This window comes from Massilibacteroides vaginae (assembly GCF_900178525.1).
Taxonomy (GTDB): Bacteria; Bacteroidota; Bacteroidia; order Bacteroidales; family Tannerellaceae; genus Massilibacteroides; species Massilibacteroides vaginae.
The window spans coordinates 374,644-391,147 of the sequence record NZ_FXDJ01000009.1 but is presented as its reverse complement, the minus strand read 5'-3'; the positions used below and the strand labels follow the sequence as shown (position 1 = coordinate 391,147).

Annotated in this window: 14 protein-coding genes; 9 read left to right on the top strand and 5 right to left on the bottom strand. The window is 40.4% G+C overall.

Annotated elements, in window-relative coordinates; all coding sequences use genetic code 11:
* The first annotated feature begins 75 nt into the window (after positions 1–75).
* The 7 genes from porG to B9Y81_RS10135 all read left to right on the top strand — a co-directional run bounded on the left by porG (position 76) and on the right by B9Y81_RS10135 (position 6,996).
* Positions 76–780: a type IX secretion system protein PorG gene (porG, locus tag B9Y81_RS10165; protein WP_085536834.1), complete on the top strand. Its 705-nt coding sequence runs from the start codon at positions 76–78 to the stop codon at positions 778–780.
* Positions 781–799: 19 nt separating this feature from the next.
* Positions 800–1,549 carry an isoprenyl transferase gene (locus tag B9Y81_RS10160; protein WP_085536833.1) on the top strand — a complete coding sequence of 250 codons (750 nt, stop codon included), beginning with the start codon at positions 800–802 and terminating at the stop codon, positions 1,547–1,549.
* 8 nt (positions 1,550–1,557) lie between these two features.
* Complete coding sequence (gene bamA / locus B9Y81_RS10155; RefSeq protein ID WP_085536832.1) at positions 1,558–4,251, top strand: outer membrane protein assembly factor BamA; 2,694 nt, start codon at positions 1,558–1,560, stop codon at positions 4,249–4,251.
* Between the two features lie 83 nt (positions 4,252–4,334).
* Entirely contained in the window at positions 4,335–4,850 is a 516-nt protein-coding gene (locus tag B9Y81_RS10150; protein ID WP_085536831.1) for an OmpH/Skp family outer membrane protein, read from the top strand.
* Between the two features lie 67 nt (positions 4,851–4,917).
* Positions 4,918–5,415, top strand: coding sequence for an OmpH/Skp family outer membrane protein (locus B9Y81_RS10145; protein WP_085536830.1), 498 nt, complete (start codon positions 4,918–4,920; stop codon positions 5,413–5,415).
* Between the two features lie 80 nt (positions 5,416–5,495).
* A complete protein-coding gene (murI, locus tag B9Y81_RS10140; protein WP_085537746.1) occupies positions 5,496–6,329 on the top strand; it encodes a glutamate racemase in 834 nt (277 codons plus the stop codon).
* Positions 6,330–6,333: 4 nt separating this feature from the next.
* Positions 6,334–6,996 carry a M15 family metallopeptidase gene (locus tag B9Y81_RS10135; RefSeq protein ID WP_085536829.1) on the top strand — a complete coding sequence of 221 codons (663 nt, stop codon included), beginning with the start codon at positions 6,334–6,336 and terminating at the stop codon, positions 6,994–6,996.
* 2 nt (positions 6,997–6,998) lie between these two features.
* Here B9Y81_RS10135 and B9Y81_RS10130 read toward each other — a convergent pair whose 3' ends face one another.
* Complete coding sequence (locus B9Y81_RS10130) at positions 6,999–7,367, bottom strand: YccF domain-containing protein (RefSeq protein WP_085536828.1); 369 nt, start codon at positions 7,365–7,367, stop codon at positions 6,999–7,001.
* On the bottom strand, positions 7,351–8,646 hold the full coding sequence (locus B9Y81_RS10125) for a M23 family metallopeptidase (RefSeq protein WP_085536827.1): 1,296 nt from the start codon (positions 8,644–8,646) through the stop codon (positions 7,351–7,353). Before B9Y81_RS10125 ends, B9Y81_RS10130 begins: the two co-directional genes overlap by 17 nt.
* Positions 8,647–9,133: 487 nt before the next feature.
* On the opposite strand from B9Y81_RS10125, the gene B9Y81_RS10115 reads away from it, so the two are divergent.
* Entirely contained in the window at positions 9,134–9,559 is a 426-nt protein-coding gene (locus B9Y81_RS10115) for an META domain-containing protein (protein ID WP_176221479.1), read from the top strand.
* 56 nt (positions 9,560–9,615) lie between these two features.
* Here the strand turns inward: B9Y81_RS10115 and B9Y81_RS10110 are convergent, their stop codons facing one another.
* Entirely contained in the window at positions 9,616–10,809 is a 1,194-nt protein-coding gene (locus B9Y81_RS10110) for an exo-beta-N-acetylmuramidase NamZ family protein (RefSeq protein ID WP_085536824.1), read from the bottom strand.
* A gap of 327 nt (positions 10,810–11,136) precedes the next feature.
* Between B9Y81_RS10110 and B9Y81_RS10105 the strand changes: the two genes are divergently transcribed.
* Positions 11,137–11,397, top strand: a complete 261-nt coding sequence (locus B9Y81_RS10105; protein WP_317043277.1) for a DUF488 domain-containing protein — start codon at positions 11,137–11,139, stop codon at positions 11,395–11,397.
* 89 nt (positions 11,398–11,486) lie between these two features.
* On the opposite strand, the gene B9Y81_RS10100 is transcribed toward B9Y81_RS10105, so the two are convergent.
* The gene (locus B9Y81_RS10100) at positions 11,487–13,124 is read right to left on the bottom strand and encodes a RagB/SusD family nutrient uptake outer membrane protein (RefSeq protein WP_085536823.1); all 1,638 of its coding nucleotides are present in this window, start codon (positions 13,122–13,124) and stop codon (positions 11,487–11,489) included.
* A gap of 22 nt (positions 13,125–13,146) precedes the next feature.
* Positions 13,147–16,476 carry a TonB-dependent receptor gene (locus B9Y81_RS10095; RefSeq protein WP_085536822.1) on the bottom strand — a complete coding sequence of 1,110 codons (3,330 nt, stop codon included), beginning with the start codon at positions 16,474–16,476 and terminating at the stop codon, positions 13,147–13,149.
* Positions 16,477–16,504 lie beyond the last annotated feature (28 nt).

Sequence of the window (16,504 nt, the reverse complement as noted above, 5' to 3'; positions counted from 1 at the left end):
TCCGTTTGGTGAAGTATAATTTTATGAGGCTTTTGCCGTTTAAAAAAGAAGGTATGGAATTATAAGTAATAAGATATGACTTCGACTTTTTTTCAACGGCTGTCAACAATAATCCTTTTACTGGTTTTTCCTTTCGTGCTTTGTGCTCAGGAGTACAAGTATGAAATAGGAGGATTTGTCGGTGCTTCATCTTACATGGGTGATGCGAATAAAACATCCCCTTTTAAGGGTATCAATCCGGCATTTGGAGGTGTATTCCGGTATAATGCCAATTTCAGGATTGCTTTTAAAGGAAATCTTGCCTGGGCAAGAGTTACAGGAAACACGGATGGTTTAGACAATGTTTTTCCGGATAATGCACAAGCTAAATTCGACCGCAACATCATTGATTTGGGTGGACAGGTGGAGTTTAACTTTTTTCCGTATAGTGATAAATATGCGTATATGAATACGCGGAGATTAAGTCCTTACGTTACATTGGGTCTTGGTCTTACTTTTGCTGGCGGAGGAGGTGATGCTTTTGTAGGGCCTAATATTCCTTTAGGAGTAGGCTTAAAGTATAAACTAAAGAACAGAGTTAATTTGGGTTGTGAGTTTACGGTTCGTAAATTGTTTGGAGACAATTTTGAAGGAAACAACACGCTCGACAATCCATACAATCTGAATTCGGACTGGTTAAAAAACAATGATTGGTATTCTTTGTTGGTTTTCTCAGTCACGTGGGACTTTGGTCCAAGGAAAAAACCTTGTAATAACATCAGGGAATTTTCCGACTTTTAAAAAGAAATTAAGAAGACGAATGTCACTAAAAGATAAAATAGACTTAAGTAGTTTACCGCAACATATCGCGGTTATTATGGATGGAAACGGAAGATGGGCTAAAGCGCAGGGAAAAGACCGCAGCTTTGGTCATCAGGAAGGCGTTGTTTCTGTTCGTAAAGTTGTTGAGGCAGCTACTGCTATCGGGTTAAAGTATCTTACGATCTATACCTTTTCGACCGAAAACTGGAGTCGTCCATTAGAAGAGGTACGCGCGCTTATGGATTTGCTCGTTTCAGCAATCTATAAAGAAACGCCTGATTTAATGAAAAACAATGTGCGCCTGATGGCAATCGGGAATCTTTCTCAACTGCCGGAAAAGACACGTGTCACCTTACAGGATTGCATCGATCAGACCTCAGCCAACACAGGCACTACGCTTGTTTTGGCCCTAAGTTATTCCTCTCGTTGGGAATTGACAGACGCAATACGGCAATTGGCAGAAAAGGTGAACGAAAATAGTTTGCATCCGGAAGATATTACGGAACTTGTGGTGTCAAACCATTTAACGACCCGTAACATTCCCGACCCTGACCTTTTGATAAGAACAGGTGGAGAAAAACGTCTCAGTAACTTCCTGCTTTGGCAATTGTCATACGCAGAACTTTATTTTACAGATGTATACTGGCCGGATTTCAGAGAAGAAGAGTTGTATGGAGCTATATTGTATTATCAACAACGAGAGAGACGTTTTGGTAAAACAAGTGAGCAAATAATTTATAAACAATAGCTGTTAGTATGTACAAAAGATTAGTGCTATTCTTATTTTTCTTAGGCTTTGCCTATGGGGTTTCTGCCCAGGAAAATGACACTACCCAGGTTGATGCGCCGGCTGAAGTGCCGGTAATTTCATACTCGTTATCTCCTAAACGGTACAAAATCGCTGATATTGCGGTAACGGGTGTGAAAAATAATTATGAGGATTATGTATTAATCGGCTTGTCCGGGTTGTCAATTGGTGATGAAGTGGCTGTTCCGGGTGAAGAAATCACGGCAGCCATCAAACGTTTCTGGAGAAATGGTCTTTTCTCTGATGTTAAAATTTTAGCCACAAAGATTGAGGGCGATCAGGTATGGATCGAGATTCAGTTAAAACAACGTCCGCGTATTTCGGAAATCAATTATAGTGGAATTAAAAAAGGTGAACGCGAGGACCTGGAAGCCAAACTTGGGCTGAGGAAAGGAAATCAAGTAACTCCTAACCTGATGGATCGTGCGAAAATCTATATACAAAAGTATTTCGACGGGAAAGGGTTTAAAAATGTGGATATAGACATTGTCCAAAAAGACGATATATCCAAAGACGGGGAGGTTATTATCGACATAAATATTGATAAAAACGAGAAAACAAAGATTAACCAGATTTACATCGCGGGTAATGAAGCTTTGAATGATTATGAGCTTAAAAAAGCCATGAAGAAGACTAACGAGCGCTTCTCGCTGAAACGAGACTTCAGGACAAGTATCCGTGAAATGTTCAGTACGAAAAAATTCACTACTGAAGAGTACGAAAACGACAAGAAGAATATCATCTCTAAATACAACGAAAAGGGATATCGTGATGCTGTTCTAATTGCGGATAGCGTTACTAACTTTGACGAAAAACGAGTGAATGTATACCTCAGTGTTGAAGAAGGTCAGAAATATTACCTAAAGGATATTCGCTTTATTGGAAACACGCATTATCCAACTGATTACCTGGAAGCCGTTCTTAACATGAAGCCGGGTGAGGTTTACAATCAGAAAAAATTAGGTGAACGTTTATCAACCGATGAGGATGCTGTATCTAACGTATATTTCAATAATGGTTATTTATTCTTTAATGCCGATCCGGTAGAAGTGGATGTTCATAATGATTCAATTTCACTGGAAATCCGTATTTTCGAGGGTACACAGGCTACTATCAATCGTATTATCATTAATGGAAACGACCGGTTGTATGAAGATATCGTACGACGGGAGCTAAGAACAAAACCCGGGATGCTGTTCAGCCGCGAAGATTTAATGCGTTCTATTCGTGAAATCGCACAGATGGGACACTTTGACCCGGAAAATATGTCGCCGAATCCACTCCCTGATCCGGAAAACGGAACAGTGGATATAGAGTACAATCTGACGTCTAAAGCGAATGACCAGATTGAGTTCTCTGCTGGTTGGGGGCAAACAGGTGTGATCGGAAAGTTAAGCTTACGGTTTACAAACTTCTCGATGAGCAATTTCCTGAATCCAAAAAGCTATAAAGGAATTCTTCCTCAGGGAGAAGGACAAACACTTACGTTAAGTGGGCAGACAAACGGTCGTTATTATCAAGCGTACAGTATTTCATTTATGGATCCTTGGTTTGGAGGAAAACGTCCGAACACATTATCTGTCAGCGCGTATTTCTCTAAACAAACCGATATCAGCAGTCAATATCTGAGTAACAACAGTGGAGGTTACCCATATTATGGTGGACTTGGTGGTTATGGTGGTTACGGTGGTTACGGCGGTTATGGCGGTTATGGTGGTGGATATAACAATGGTTATTATAACTACGAAGCTGCTTACAATCCGGATAAATACATTATGATGTTAGGAGCATCTGTAGGTTACGGAAAGCGTTTGAATTGGCCGGATGACTATTTCCAGTTCATGGCTACGCTAAACTATCAGGTTTATATATTAAAAGACTGGGATTATCTGAACTACTATCTGAATATGCGTAACGGTACAAGCCATAATATCAATTTGGAATTGCTATTGCAACGTAGTTCTATTGATAATCCGCTCTATACTCGTTCCGGATCTCAATTCTCATTATCTGTAGCAGCAACTCCTCCTTACTCACTGTGGGATGGAAAGGATTATGCTTCGATGACAACTGAAGCAGATAACAAATATCGATTGATCGAGTATCATAAATGGAAGTTCAAAGCAAAGATATTCTCGCCATTAACTCCAACGTCAGTAAAGCGTACACCGGTATTAATGACTCGTGTTGAATATGGATTTTTAGGTGAATACAACAAACATAAACGCTCACCTTTCGAAACATTCTATATGGGTGGAGACGGAATGAGCGGTTATTCAAGTAGCTTCTCCACAGAAACTATTGGACTAAGAGGTTATGAAAACGGAGGTATTGCCGATTACTCTAATCCCGGATATGCTTATTCACGTTTGGCTATGGAACTGCGCTATCCTTTCCTACTTGAGCCTTCATCTACAATTTACGGATTGGCATTTATTGAAGCAGGTAACGCATGGACAGAGTTGAAAGACTTTAATCCGTTCAACCTGAAACGTTCTGCCGGAGTAGGTGTTCGTATCTTCCTTCCAATGATTGGATTGATGGGTATTGACTGGGCATATGGATTTGACACGCCTAATTACACGAATAGAACTGAACGTAGTGGAGGTAATTTCCACTTTATTATAGGTCAGGAGTTTTAATTAACGTAATTTAGTGAGTTAGTAATAAACGCTCCTTTATATTTGTAGTCATAAGAGAGAACGATCATTAAAAGAGAAAGAATATGAAAAGAGTTATTGCCTTATGCAGCGTTATTTTGCTATGCACTTTTGCAGCTTCGGCTCAGAAGTTCGCATTGATTGATATGGAATATATTCTCAAAAATATTCCGTCATACGAAATGACAAACGAACAGTTGAGTCAAGTTTCTCAGAAATGGCAAAACGAAGTTGAAGCAATTCAACAGGAGGCTCAGAATATGTACAAAACATACCAAAGCGATCTTGTTTTCCTTTCTGCTGAAATGAAAACAAAGCGCGAAGAGGAAATTGTAAAGAAAGAACAGGAAGCTCAGGAGCTAAAACGTAAATATTTCGGAGCAGAGGGAGAACTTTACAAGAAAAGAGAAAGCCTGATGAAACCCATACAGGATGAAGTATATAACGCGGTAAAAGAAATCTCCGAACAGAAAGGATATCAATTAATTATAGATAGAGCTTCTGCGATGAGTATTATTTTTGCCTCGCCAAAAATTGATATAAGCAATGAAGTATTGATTCGTTTAGGATATTCAAAATAATTGCTTACATTTGTGCGCTTTTAATACATTTATATAGCTGAATAATAACACGTAACAGAATAAACAGATGAAGAAACTTATTATCTTATTGTTTTTAATCCTCCCATTGGGAGCCTTTGCTCAGGAAGTTAAGATTGCATTTGTAAACACCCAGGAAGTATTTATGGCTATGCCTGAAGTATCAGCTATGGAAACACAAATGGCTGACCTGAATGAGAAATACAAAGTTGAACTGAAGCAAATGCAGGATGAATACACAAACAAATATTCAGCTTATATTGCTCAGCAAGATTCGTTGACTGAAAACATTAAGTTGAGAAGAATGTCTGAAATAGAAGATATCCGTGAACGTATGGACAACTTCGTGCAGGTAGCTCAACAAGATGTGCAAAAGAAACAACAAGAATTAATGATGCCAATCCAACAGAAATTGCAAGACGCGATTAAAGCTGTAGGTAATGAAAAAGGTTACACTTACATTATTGACCCGGCTGCGATACTGCATATTGGTAATGGTTCTATCGACGCGACTTCTTTCGTGAAAACGAAATTGGGATTGAAATAATCGTAAGATATTTATAAATGAAAGGATGTCGGTCAGATCATGACAGGCATCCTTTTTTTATTCTATTTAATCAAGATATTATGCTTTCGAAAAAGGCAGGACCAATTGGCGTTTTTGATTCCGGATACGGAGGACTTACCATACTGGACGAAATCAGAAATGCATTACCTGAATATGACTACATTTATTTAGGAGATAACGCACGTGCGCCATACGGGCCTCGTTCTTTTGAGGTTGTATATAAGTTTACCCGTCAGGCCGTTTACCGCTTATTTGAAGAGGGATGCCATTTAGTGATTTTGGCCTGCAATACGGCATCTGCAAAGGCGTTACGCACAATCCAGCAAAATGATCTTGCCCAATGGGATGAGAAAAGACGTGTGCTCGGAGTTATACGTCCTACGGTGGAGGTACTGGATAGCTTAAGCCACTCAAAGCATATCGGCGTAGTAGGCACAAATGGCACTATCACATCCCGTTCATACGAGCTTGAATTAGCCAAAATGTTTCCGCATATTAAGGTTACAGGTAAAGCTTGCCCAATGTGGGTTCCCTTAGTGGAAAACAATGAATTTAACTCACCGGGAGCAGACTACTTTATTCGTAAATACTTAGATGAGCTGTTTAGTGTGGATATGCAAATAGACACGTTGGTGCTTGGGTGTACACACTATCCACTGCTTATTGATAAGATCAGACACTATCTGCCTGCCGGGGTAAATTTGTTTTCGCAAGGCGAACGGGTAGCGGAAAGCCTGAAAGACTATCTGCAACGGCATCCGGAAATGGAAAACCGTTTAACAAGAGGACATAACACACGCTTTCTTACCACAGAATCAGCCGATAAGTTTTCTGAAGCTGCCGCTGTTTTTCTTTCGGAATCAATCAGCGTAGAACAAATCTCCATTGATTGAGCTAATGAAAAAGCTAATAACCATTCTTTGTTTCTTATTCTGTATAGTTAACAGCAATGCCGGAGATTTTGATGCTTACTTAGCCCGGATTGGAATGGTTAATGTTGCTGAGGTGGATTCAACAATTCGCGTTTGCCTGAAGTACGCAACGCCCAATAACCTGATGGGGAAGGCAGTATACGAGGGAATAACAGGAATCTGGCTACATCCTGATGCGGCGAAAAAACTACTTAAGGCGCAAGAACTACTCAAAAAAGAACATCCTTCCTATTCTCTTTTAGTTTTTGACGCGGCACGTCCAATGTCCGTTCAACGAATTATGTGGAATATAGTACGGGGTACTGATAAAACAAACTATGTAAGCAATCCCGCAAAAGGAGGCGGCCTCCATAATTACGGTATGGCAGTGGATGTAACAATCCTTAATGCACAGGGAAAAGAACTTCCCATGGGAACATCTTTCGATTTCTTAGGCGAAGAAGCGCATATAACAGCAGAAGAAGTCTTGGTGCGGGAAGGGAAAATAACCTCTCAAGAATTAAGCAATCGCTTGCTGCTTAGAAAAGTGATGCGACAGGCCGGCTTTCGCACAATAATGTACGAATGGTGGCACTTCAACGCTTGTTCACGCGAAGAGGCCAGAAGGAATTATCCGCTGATCGACTGATTTTACGAAATATTCTTACCGAAAGGAGAAAGCGCAAGTGCAGCCATTTTGAAGTGTTGCATGCCAAAAGGTATACCGATAATCGTTATACATAAAAACAGGCCGAACACCAAATGCGTAAGACAAATCCAGATTCCTCCGATCAATATCCAGATCACGTTCATCACAAGAGAAAGACAACCGCCGGAATACGGGTCGCTGGTCACTTCTCTGCCAAAAGGCGAAAGTGCCAATGCCGCCAGCTTTAACGTCTGCAATCCGAATGGAATGCCGATTATGGTGATCATCAGCACAAAACTGGCAACCAAATACTCTATGCACGTAAGTAAACCTCCGAAAAGGAGCCAAATGATGTTACCTAAAAGTTTCATATTCGTTTATTGTTTCAGGTTCTATTTTAGATAGGTTATGACAACTGTCTAACGCTGCTAAGATAGTGTTTTTTACAATTAAGAAGCTATCTTTCAGTTCTGGTTTTACCGGTAAAGAAGGAGGAGCCTCCATGTGTAACGGGTTGATTGGCTGCCCATGCTTATGAACCCGAAAATCGAGATGCGGTCCTGTCGATAAGCCGGTTGATCCGACATAAGCAATCACTTCACCTTGTTGAACATGACTGCCGATTTTTATTCCTTTCGCAAACTTACTTAAATGCATATACGTTGTGGTGTAGGCCGAATTATGCTTTACCTTCAGGAAGTTTCCCCCTCCACCTTCATAACCTTTCGCAATCACAGTTCCGGCACCAATACTTTTAACCGGCGTACCAACAGGAGCAGCATAGTCTACACCATGATGCGCTCGGTAACGTTTCAGAATCGGATGGAACCGGGCATTGGTAAAGCGAGAAGTTATTCTGAAGAAATCCAGCGGAGCCTTCAGGAAAGCCTTCCGCAAGCTATTCCCCTCGGGATCAAAGTATTCAAAAACACTGTCTTGCACAAAAGGGATAGCGGTAAAGTCTTTTCCCTGATGTGTAAATACCGCCGCATGAACCGCATCGATATTCAGGGCTGTTGTATCATCGATATAAGCCACATCATATAAAACCTTGAACGAATCTCCTTCTTTCACATCGAAGAAATCAATTTGCCAGGCATATACATCCGCTATTTTCATGGACAATTGAGGATCAGCACCCTGCGAACTGATCGCATTCCACAAGGAAGAATTCAATGTGCCTTCTATATACTCCCGTTTGTAGGTTACCGGTTTGCAAAATTCGGTAACACAAACAGTGTCTTGCGTCAGATCAATAACCGCATAATCCGTCAATGATTTAGCAAAAGCCATGTAACGAATATTCGCCACACTATCTTGCGTAGTGAAGGTAAAGTAATTACGCCCTGCCCGAATTTTAGTCGGGTCTAAAACAGACGCTGCGGAACGACTGATAGAATCCGCTTTTGCCGCACTAAAACCAAGCGAAGCGAAAATAGAAGCCGGATTATCACCATTCTTTATTAAATACTCGCTTATGTCCAACGTATCGACACAGACACCATATTGATATACATATTGAATCGTGTCGGTAAACTCGGTGGTCAGGTCTTCCTCTTGTGATTTTTTCTGCGGATTACATGACAGTAGCCCGACGAAAGAGGATAGCAAAATATACAAAACACACGTTTTAAAAACTGAAATAGACATATCTAAAAGTAGGTTGAATCATTCTTTCGAACAAAGATAAAAATAAATACAACCAAAGCATAGTCCGGTTTGCGTTCAGGCAGACCGATTATCATATTGCCTGTTTTTATTCAGTAGGTTGTTTTTGCTTTTTTTATGTTAAAATTAAGGGGATTCGGTGTAAAAATAAGCATTGAAAAGATGTCTGATAATCAGGGCGTTAATGAAGCGAAAAATATAAAGGTTATTTCTCGGAAAATAAAGGATATTTTTTCAATTATAAAGGACATATTTTTTTTGATAAAGGATATAAAAATCCCATCCTTTTTATGCGCTAAAATTGAAATGTTAATTCAGAGCGGAAAATCAGATTTTTCAACCGATTATTTCACTTGCGCACAAGCTTGCCGCCAATAGTTAATAATTGCTAAACAGATGGGCTTCGGGGAACATTTAGGCCGGATTTCACGTCTTATTGTAAAGTTACATGTTTAAAATAAAAAGATTTATGGAAAAAGGATTATTTGGCATTTTGGCTATGTTTGTTAGTGTTCTTTTAATGGCTTCTTGCGGATCTTCAAAGCAAGGTTTATCGTCTTTAATCTCAGGACGTTGGAATATCGCCGAAGTGAACGGCGAGAAAGTTACCGGTGAGAAAACGCCTTTTATTGAATTTAACACTGCCGAAGGAAGAGTGCATGGAAATGCAGGATGTAATAATTTTAACACAGCCTTCAAATTAGACCCTTCCAAACCGCTATCTCTTAAGTTATTGCCGGCTGCCTCCACCATGATGGCTTGCCCCGATATGGATACGGAAACTAAGGTAATGCGGGCTTTGGAAAGTGTATCTTCTGTGAAAAAAGCCGGAAGCGCACTTCAATTGTTGGATAAAGAAGGTGCTGTGGTTTATCTCTTAGAGAAAGCATTATAAAAGGAAGATAAAAATTCCAACCGACTGTGTAGCAATCAGAAAAAAGTAATTTAGGCTCAACGGTAGTCTTCGTACAAAAGATACTTCTTACGCAGCTTTTTATACGCCTCCAGGTCATTTTGCCAGGAGGCTTTTATTTCTTCTTCACCCAGCCCCTTAATTATTTGGGTTCGCAATTCCTTGCTGCCCGACAAAAGATCGAACCAATTGGCGCGCGTAAAAAATAATGCCTGATCTTTTCCGGCCTTCTTGTAGAAATCAAAAAAGAAACGAAGTGTAAACCCACCTTCAAAAGGAAGTTCACGCAGATCTACCCCATAGCAAGTTTTATTCTTATGCAATGGGTTCAGATCAAACCCCGGAGTCGATATGGGGGTAAATGTAAATTCACCGTATTTTGGATCAGGAACGCCAAGAACCTGAAAGGGGAAATAAGTGCCACGCCCTACGCTAACGTTAGTTGCTTCAAAAAAACAAAGTGAAGCATAGAGGCGAACAGATTGGTCGTTCGGTAGGTTAGGAGAAGGCTTGACCGGCAACCAGTAAGGATCACCATGACGCCAGTTTTCCATCTTTATGACTTTTAATTTACACGAATCCGGATCACTTTTCAACCAACCTTCACCATTAATCATCCAAGCCAACTCGCCAACCGTGAGGCCATGCAATACCGGTATAGGATGCATACCAACAAAAGATTCAAAGCCGGGCTTAAGCACCGGACCATCTACAAAGTCGTTCGGATTCGGCCTGTCGAGCACCAATAATTCCTTGTCATTCTCCGCACATGCCTCCATCACATAATGCATCGTACTGATAAAAGTATAAAAGCGCGCACCAATATCCTGGATGTCAAATATCAGAACATCAACATCAGCTAATTGATCGGCCGTTGGTTTTTTATTCTTTCCATATAATGAGATAATCGGAAGTCCTGTTTTCTGATCCTTGCTGTCTTTTATAGTCTCACCGGCATCTGCCGTTCCCCGAAAACCATGTTCGGGAGCAAACACTTTACGGATATTAACCCCTTGCGCCAACAGCACGTCCAACAAATGCTTTTCCTGATTTTCAAGAATAGACGTTTGATTTACAACAAGAGCAACACGTTTATCCGCAATATTACGCAAAATAACATCAGTCCGTTGTGCCCCAAGCACCAGATTTTCTGTTTGCGAAGCCTGAATATTCAAGCTAAACGACGCAACACAAACAAACAGCAGGCATCTCCAACAAGTAAACAGTCTCATTTCTCAATTAATTCAAATAATAGACAAATTTAGCCATTTAGAAGAAGAATCCCTTTGCGTTCCTGTTATTTATTTAAAGTTCCAAGACGATATGAGTATTTTATATATCTTTGCAGCATGTTAAAAACAGTACCTACTACGGATTTGGTGAAGTAAACAATCTGTGTTTATTATAGATTGTCCTTTCGTTTGCTCTCGAATAGTTCTTTTCGAGGGTGTTTTCTATATTATAATAACTTAAGTTTTTACTGCATACAGTTATGGAAGCATTGGTTTGCTTTCGTGTGTTAGTAGATCGGTTATGGCCAAGAGGCTTGAAAAAAAAATCTGAAATCGGACTTATGGATTAAAGATTTAGCTCCTTCCCATCACCTTCGAAAATGGTTTCACGAAGACAAGGAACAGCGATGGGAGCAGTTTGTTGTTCTTTATAAGGAGGAATTAAAGCAATCAGCTGTTCTCGAAGATTTTGTGGAAACGGTGAAGAAACATAAAACAATAACACTCCTTACGGCAACAAAAGATGAAACCCGAAATTATACAGTGGTGTTAAAACAGCTTCTCGATCGGTTAATCAATAAGTATTGAAGTTGATTCCCTTGCCGGATCAAACAAAAAAGGTGTGCCAATAGCAGTTATGCTTTTTGACACACCTTTATTATTTAATAAACACCTGATTAATAACCCGGGTTTTGATTTATTTTGGGGTTTTTGTCTTTGCTTGATTGTGGAATTGGCAGATAACGATTATAAGGGGCGAACTTCCTTGTTTCAATCTTACGATCTGTCTGTGAAGCTGCCGTGTTGATAACCGCACGTTTGTATGGATTAGTCTCTTTGTAATCGATGTGTCCTACAACACGAAGTAAATCTCCATTCATTACTGTTTCGGCAACCATTTTCCCGTTTGCATCTTTCCATCTTACAATGTCTGCTCTTCTTACACCTTCTCCTGCCAACTCAACGCCTCTTTCACGGCGAATCAGTTCGCGAAGGGTTTCTTTAGTCGCATATTTTGCACGGTCTACAACCGGCATACCTGCCCGTACACGTACTTTGTCTAATGCTTCATAAACATCTGCTGCAGGTCCGTTCATTTCATTATTTGCTTCCGCGTAAGACAGAAGAACTTCCGCGTATCTGAAAATAATTGGGCTGGCACTTGTGTTCCATATATCGCTATATTGATCCATAGGCGCTAAATACTTAGCCCACGTCAGCGCTGTTTTCGAAGCGTTATCTGCAACTGTAGGAAAGTTACTGTTGCTGCTTCCGTCCGGCAATACCTGATCTAATGTATTCAGTATCTGAGACTCTTTACCTTTAGGTTGCCAGTCTTGTCCGGGGAAGAGAACAGTCATTTCCATACGTGGATCCCTTTGGTTAAAAGGATATTTCGGGTCGTATAAGTCAGATTCTTCCTTCGTTTTGCCGTCTATCATCTCATACGCGTCTACTAAATTTTGAGTAGGAACGATAGATGACCATCCGCCATCCGCGTTATTATACATTTGTCCGATTGTTCCTAATTTTTTTAAGACTTCCAGGTATTGCGACGCAAGGATGATCTCATTAGAAGTTTGTCCGGACAACGTAAATAAGTTCGCATAGTCCGGATTAAGATCGTATTGACCTAAATCCATGATTGCCTTAGATGCTGAAGCAGCTCTTTCGTGATCTCCCCAGTAAAGGGCCGTTCTCATTTTAATAGCGAGCGCGGCTCCTTTAGCCACATAACCTCTTGCTTTAGGAGTTGTGTTTATATCCACTATTGCCGCATCAATCTCATCATAAATGAACTTTTTCACATTCTCTTCAGTGTCTCTGGGAACTTGTGCTTCCTGGGCGCTTTCGTATGAATCAATGATAGGAACACCTCCATACCAGAAGTTCAATATAGCGTACGAGTAAGCGCGTATTGCACGTGTTTGAGCTATGATGTCTTTTTTCTTGGCTTCATCGAGGAATACAACTTTATCAACATTCTCAAGCAATGTGTTACAACGGCGTATTGTTTTGAAATTATAGAACTTTGTACCATAATTTGCCGGAGTTAAACTACCGTCTCCCATCACTGTCCATCCTTCCCAAGGGAAGTTGTTGTAACCAAAATCCGACGCGCAATCCCAATAAAGAAGATCAGATCCTTTGACCCACTCGTCGTAACAACCTACCAGGAATTTCTCGACATCCAGTTCGGTCGACCATGCTGTTGCAGGAGACAAGGCATCTTTAGGCGCGGTATCCAGAAAATCTGAACACGAAGAGGCTAATATCATTACCCCTGTTGTTATATATAATGCTAAACGTTTCATGTCTTTTTTCATTTAATGCGTATTAAAAAGTGATGTTAACACCGAAAGAATGTGTTTGAATTAAAGGATAGGAAGAGGCGCGTTCGCTGCTTACTTCCGGATCAAGTTTTATTGGCATTGAATCAAACGTTAATAGATTTTCAACTGAGTAATACAATCTCAGGTTGGAAATGCCAAGTGAACTAAGCGAATTTTTCGGGAATGTATATCCGAACTGCAAGTTCTTTAATCTCAGATAACTTGTGTTCTGTAGCCAGAATGTAGAAGCTGTATTCGGGTGACTCGGAGAAGTAGTACTTTCTGCTACACGCGGCATCTTCGCGTTGGGATTTTCCGGTGTCCATGCATCAAGCCAGATTGTTGCAGGATGAGAATTATCTCCGGTGAAATCACCAAAGGCTCCATTGTTAAGTAGTGTACTAACTTTTGCTGCCCCGGTAAAGATCAGTGATAAATCGAACTGTTTATAAGCCGTATTGATATTAAGACCGAATGTGAACGCAGGATCTGTAGAGTTACAAATAACGCGGTCGTCACTTGTTATCTTACCGTCACCGTTTGCATCCGCATAAATTAAGTCTCCGGCTTTAAATTTTCTTGAGAAAGGATATCCTTCCTTTCCGGCATATTTATCCATAAATGCTTGTGCATCTGCATCAGACTGGAAAAATCCTGTTGTTTTATATACATAATAAGCGTTAACTCTTTCTCCCAATACGCTACGTTTGTTGTCGTTATTTGGGTTGAGAACATGTTGAGCTCCTCCTAATTCCAGCATTTTATTCTTATTGTAGGAGAAGTTTCCGTTAACCGAGAGGCTCCAGTCATTCCATTTGTTCGCATATCCCAGGCTAAGTTCTATACCACGGTTTGACATTGAACCCACATTGTCTTTGTAAGGTTCCAAAGCGAATTCATCGGGTACTGCCACTTCCATAATGATATCGGTCGTTTTACGGTCGTAGTAGTCAATAGACCCGCTGATCTTGTTGTATACATTAAAGTCTACTCCAACACCCCAAGTACGTGATTTTTCCCAGGAAATCTCTCTTTTCTTATAATATTTCTGAAAATAACCGCTTGATAAAGATCCTCCGAAAGGATAGGAACCGGAAGGTTCATAGGTGTTCATCCAGGGATAATAGTCGGTGCTGTTATTATCACTTCCACTCAATGCATCCTGATTACCAAGAAGTCCCCATGAACCTCTAATCTTCAGGTTGTTCAACCAATCTTTTGAATTTTCCATAAAAGCTTCCTCGCTTATTCTCCAAGCTCCGGAGAAAGAAGGGAAATAACCCCAGCGATGCCCATCTGCAAAGCGAGAAGATGCATCCGAACGAATATTAGCTTCCAGTAAATATCTGCCGGCATAGTCGTAGTTAACACGTCCAAACCAGGATACCATGGCCAATTCTCTTGTTAATCCTTCATTTTGCTGTGTTGCAGGGTCACCTGCGTTCATATCTGTCAGGTCATTATTCGGGAAATTTGTACGTGAAAGTTTTTCGTAAGTGTAATTGTATTTTTCCGTATGCCAACCCAATAAAGCTTTAAAGCCATGCTTACCAAAAGTTTTGTCATAGTTTAATAAAGCCTCAAAATTTGTACGATTCCAGTTGTAATGTCTTTCATCCAGCTTGTTAGGTTCAGACTCCTTGTTTTCATTGTACTTGATGTACTTTTGGAAAGCCTTATAATGTTGTCCATTACTTACAAATGATCCTTGTACGGTTGCCTTTAGCGCATCAAAAATCTGATAATCCAAAGCCACAATACCTGTGAAGTTTTGATTGTTGCGGTTCACCGTCTGATCCACATCCAACCAGGCAATCGGATTTCCGTCTGATACTGTTCCATAACTTCCGTCTTCGTATTTGTTAACGATCCATGGAGCAACAATATTCAGCTGTCTGATAATTTGGTCAGAACTACCTCCTGCATAAGAACTGTTCGGGTCTTTGTAGTCATTTTTGATATAAGCCAAGCTCATACGACCGGACAGGCGTTCAGAAAACTTCATGTCTAAGTTTGTACGGGCATTTACTTGTTGTCTTTCGGAGTTTGGCAGAATACCGTTTTGTCCGAGGAACCCAAGAGAAGCCATATACTTTACATTTTCTGTTCCACCATTTACATTCACATTGTGCTGATGTTGAAGTCCTGTTCTATAGGCTTCATCATACCAGTCTGTGTTGGGGTGCGTATAAGGAGAAGAACCGTCTCTGAACTTTTGAATATCTTCATTGCTGAAACGAGCGGCTTTCCCATTTTCGGTTAATGCCCTGTTAAATAATGTAGCATAGTCTGCAGAATTTAAACGGTCTACCATTTTTGTCGGATTCTGAATACCTACATTGCCACTATAAGAAACCTTTGTTGCTCCCGTTTTACCTCTTTTGGTGGTGATAAGGATAACCCCGTTTGATGCTTTAGAACCATATATAGCAGCAGAAGAGGCGTCTTTCAAAACGGAAATAGTTTCGATATCATTCGGGTCGATTTGGTTCATTGATTCACTTTCAATACCATCAATCAGAATATATGGATTAGAAGAGTTTAGCGTACCTACTCCGCGAATTCGAATTGTAGATTGGTCCTGACCGGGGCGACCTTGTCCTGAAGTAATCGTAACACCAGGCATAAGTCCTTGTAATCCTGAAGACACGTTTGAGATGGGGCGGTTAGCCAGTTCTTTACTATCCACCTGCGCAACGGCTCCGGAGAGGTTTGCTTTACGTTGCGTTCCGTAACCTACAACTACCACCTCTTCCAGTTTTTGTGTGTCCTCATTCAGGATTATGTTAAAAACGGTAGTTCCCGCAATCTTTATTTCTTTGGTCAGATAACCAATGTAGGATACATTGATCAAGTCTTTTTCAGAAACATCCGCAAGACTGAATTTTCCATCAAAATCAGTAATCGTACCGTTGGTTGTACCTGATATAACAACATTTGCTCCGATAATAGGCTCTCCAAGGTCGTCTTTAACAACTCCGGTTATTGTTCGTTTTTGTTGTTGTAGACTGCTATTTGCTTTATCAGCCATGATTTTAGTGGTAAGCACGATATGCTTGCCTTCAATGGTATAAGAGATATTGCTGTTTTTGAAAATATTGTCTAAAACAGCTTCAATCTCTTGCTTGTTCGTTGTGATATTGACTTGTGTGCTAATATCGACATTGCTTTTGTTATACAAAAACAGGTAATCAGTTTGTTCTTCAATCAGATTCAGAACCTCGCCGATAGTCGTGTTTTGTTTGAGGATTGTGACCGAGGCATTTTGGGAAGAAGCATTGTTCGCAAATGCACACACGACAACACAAAATGCTAAAATTACTGATATTCTCATAGATCGCATTAAATGATTGATTTTATTC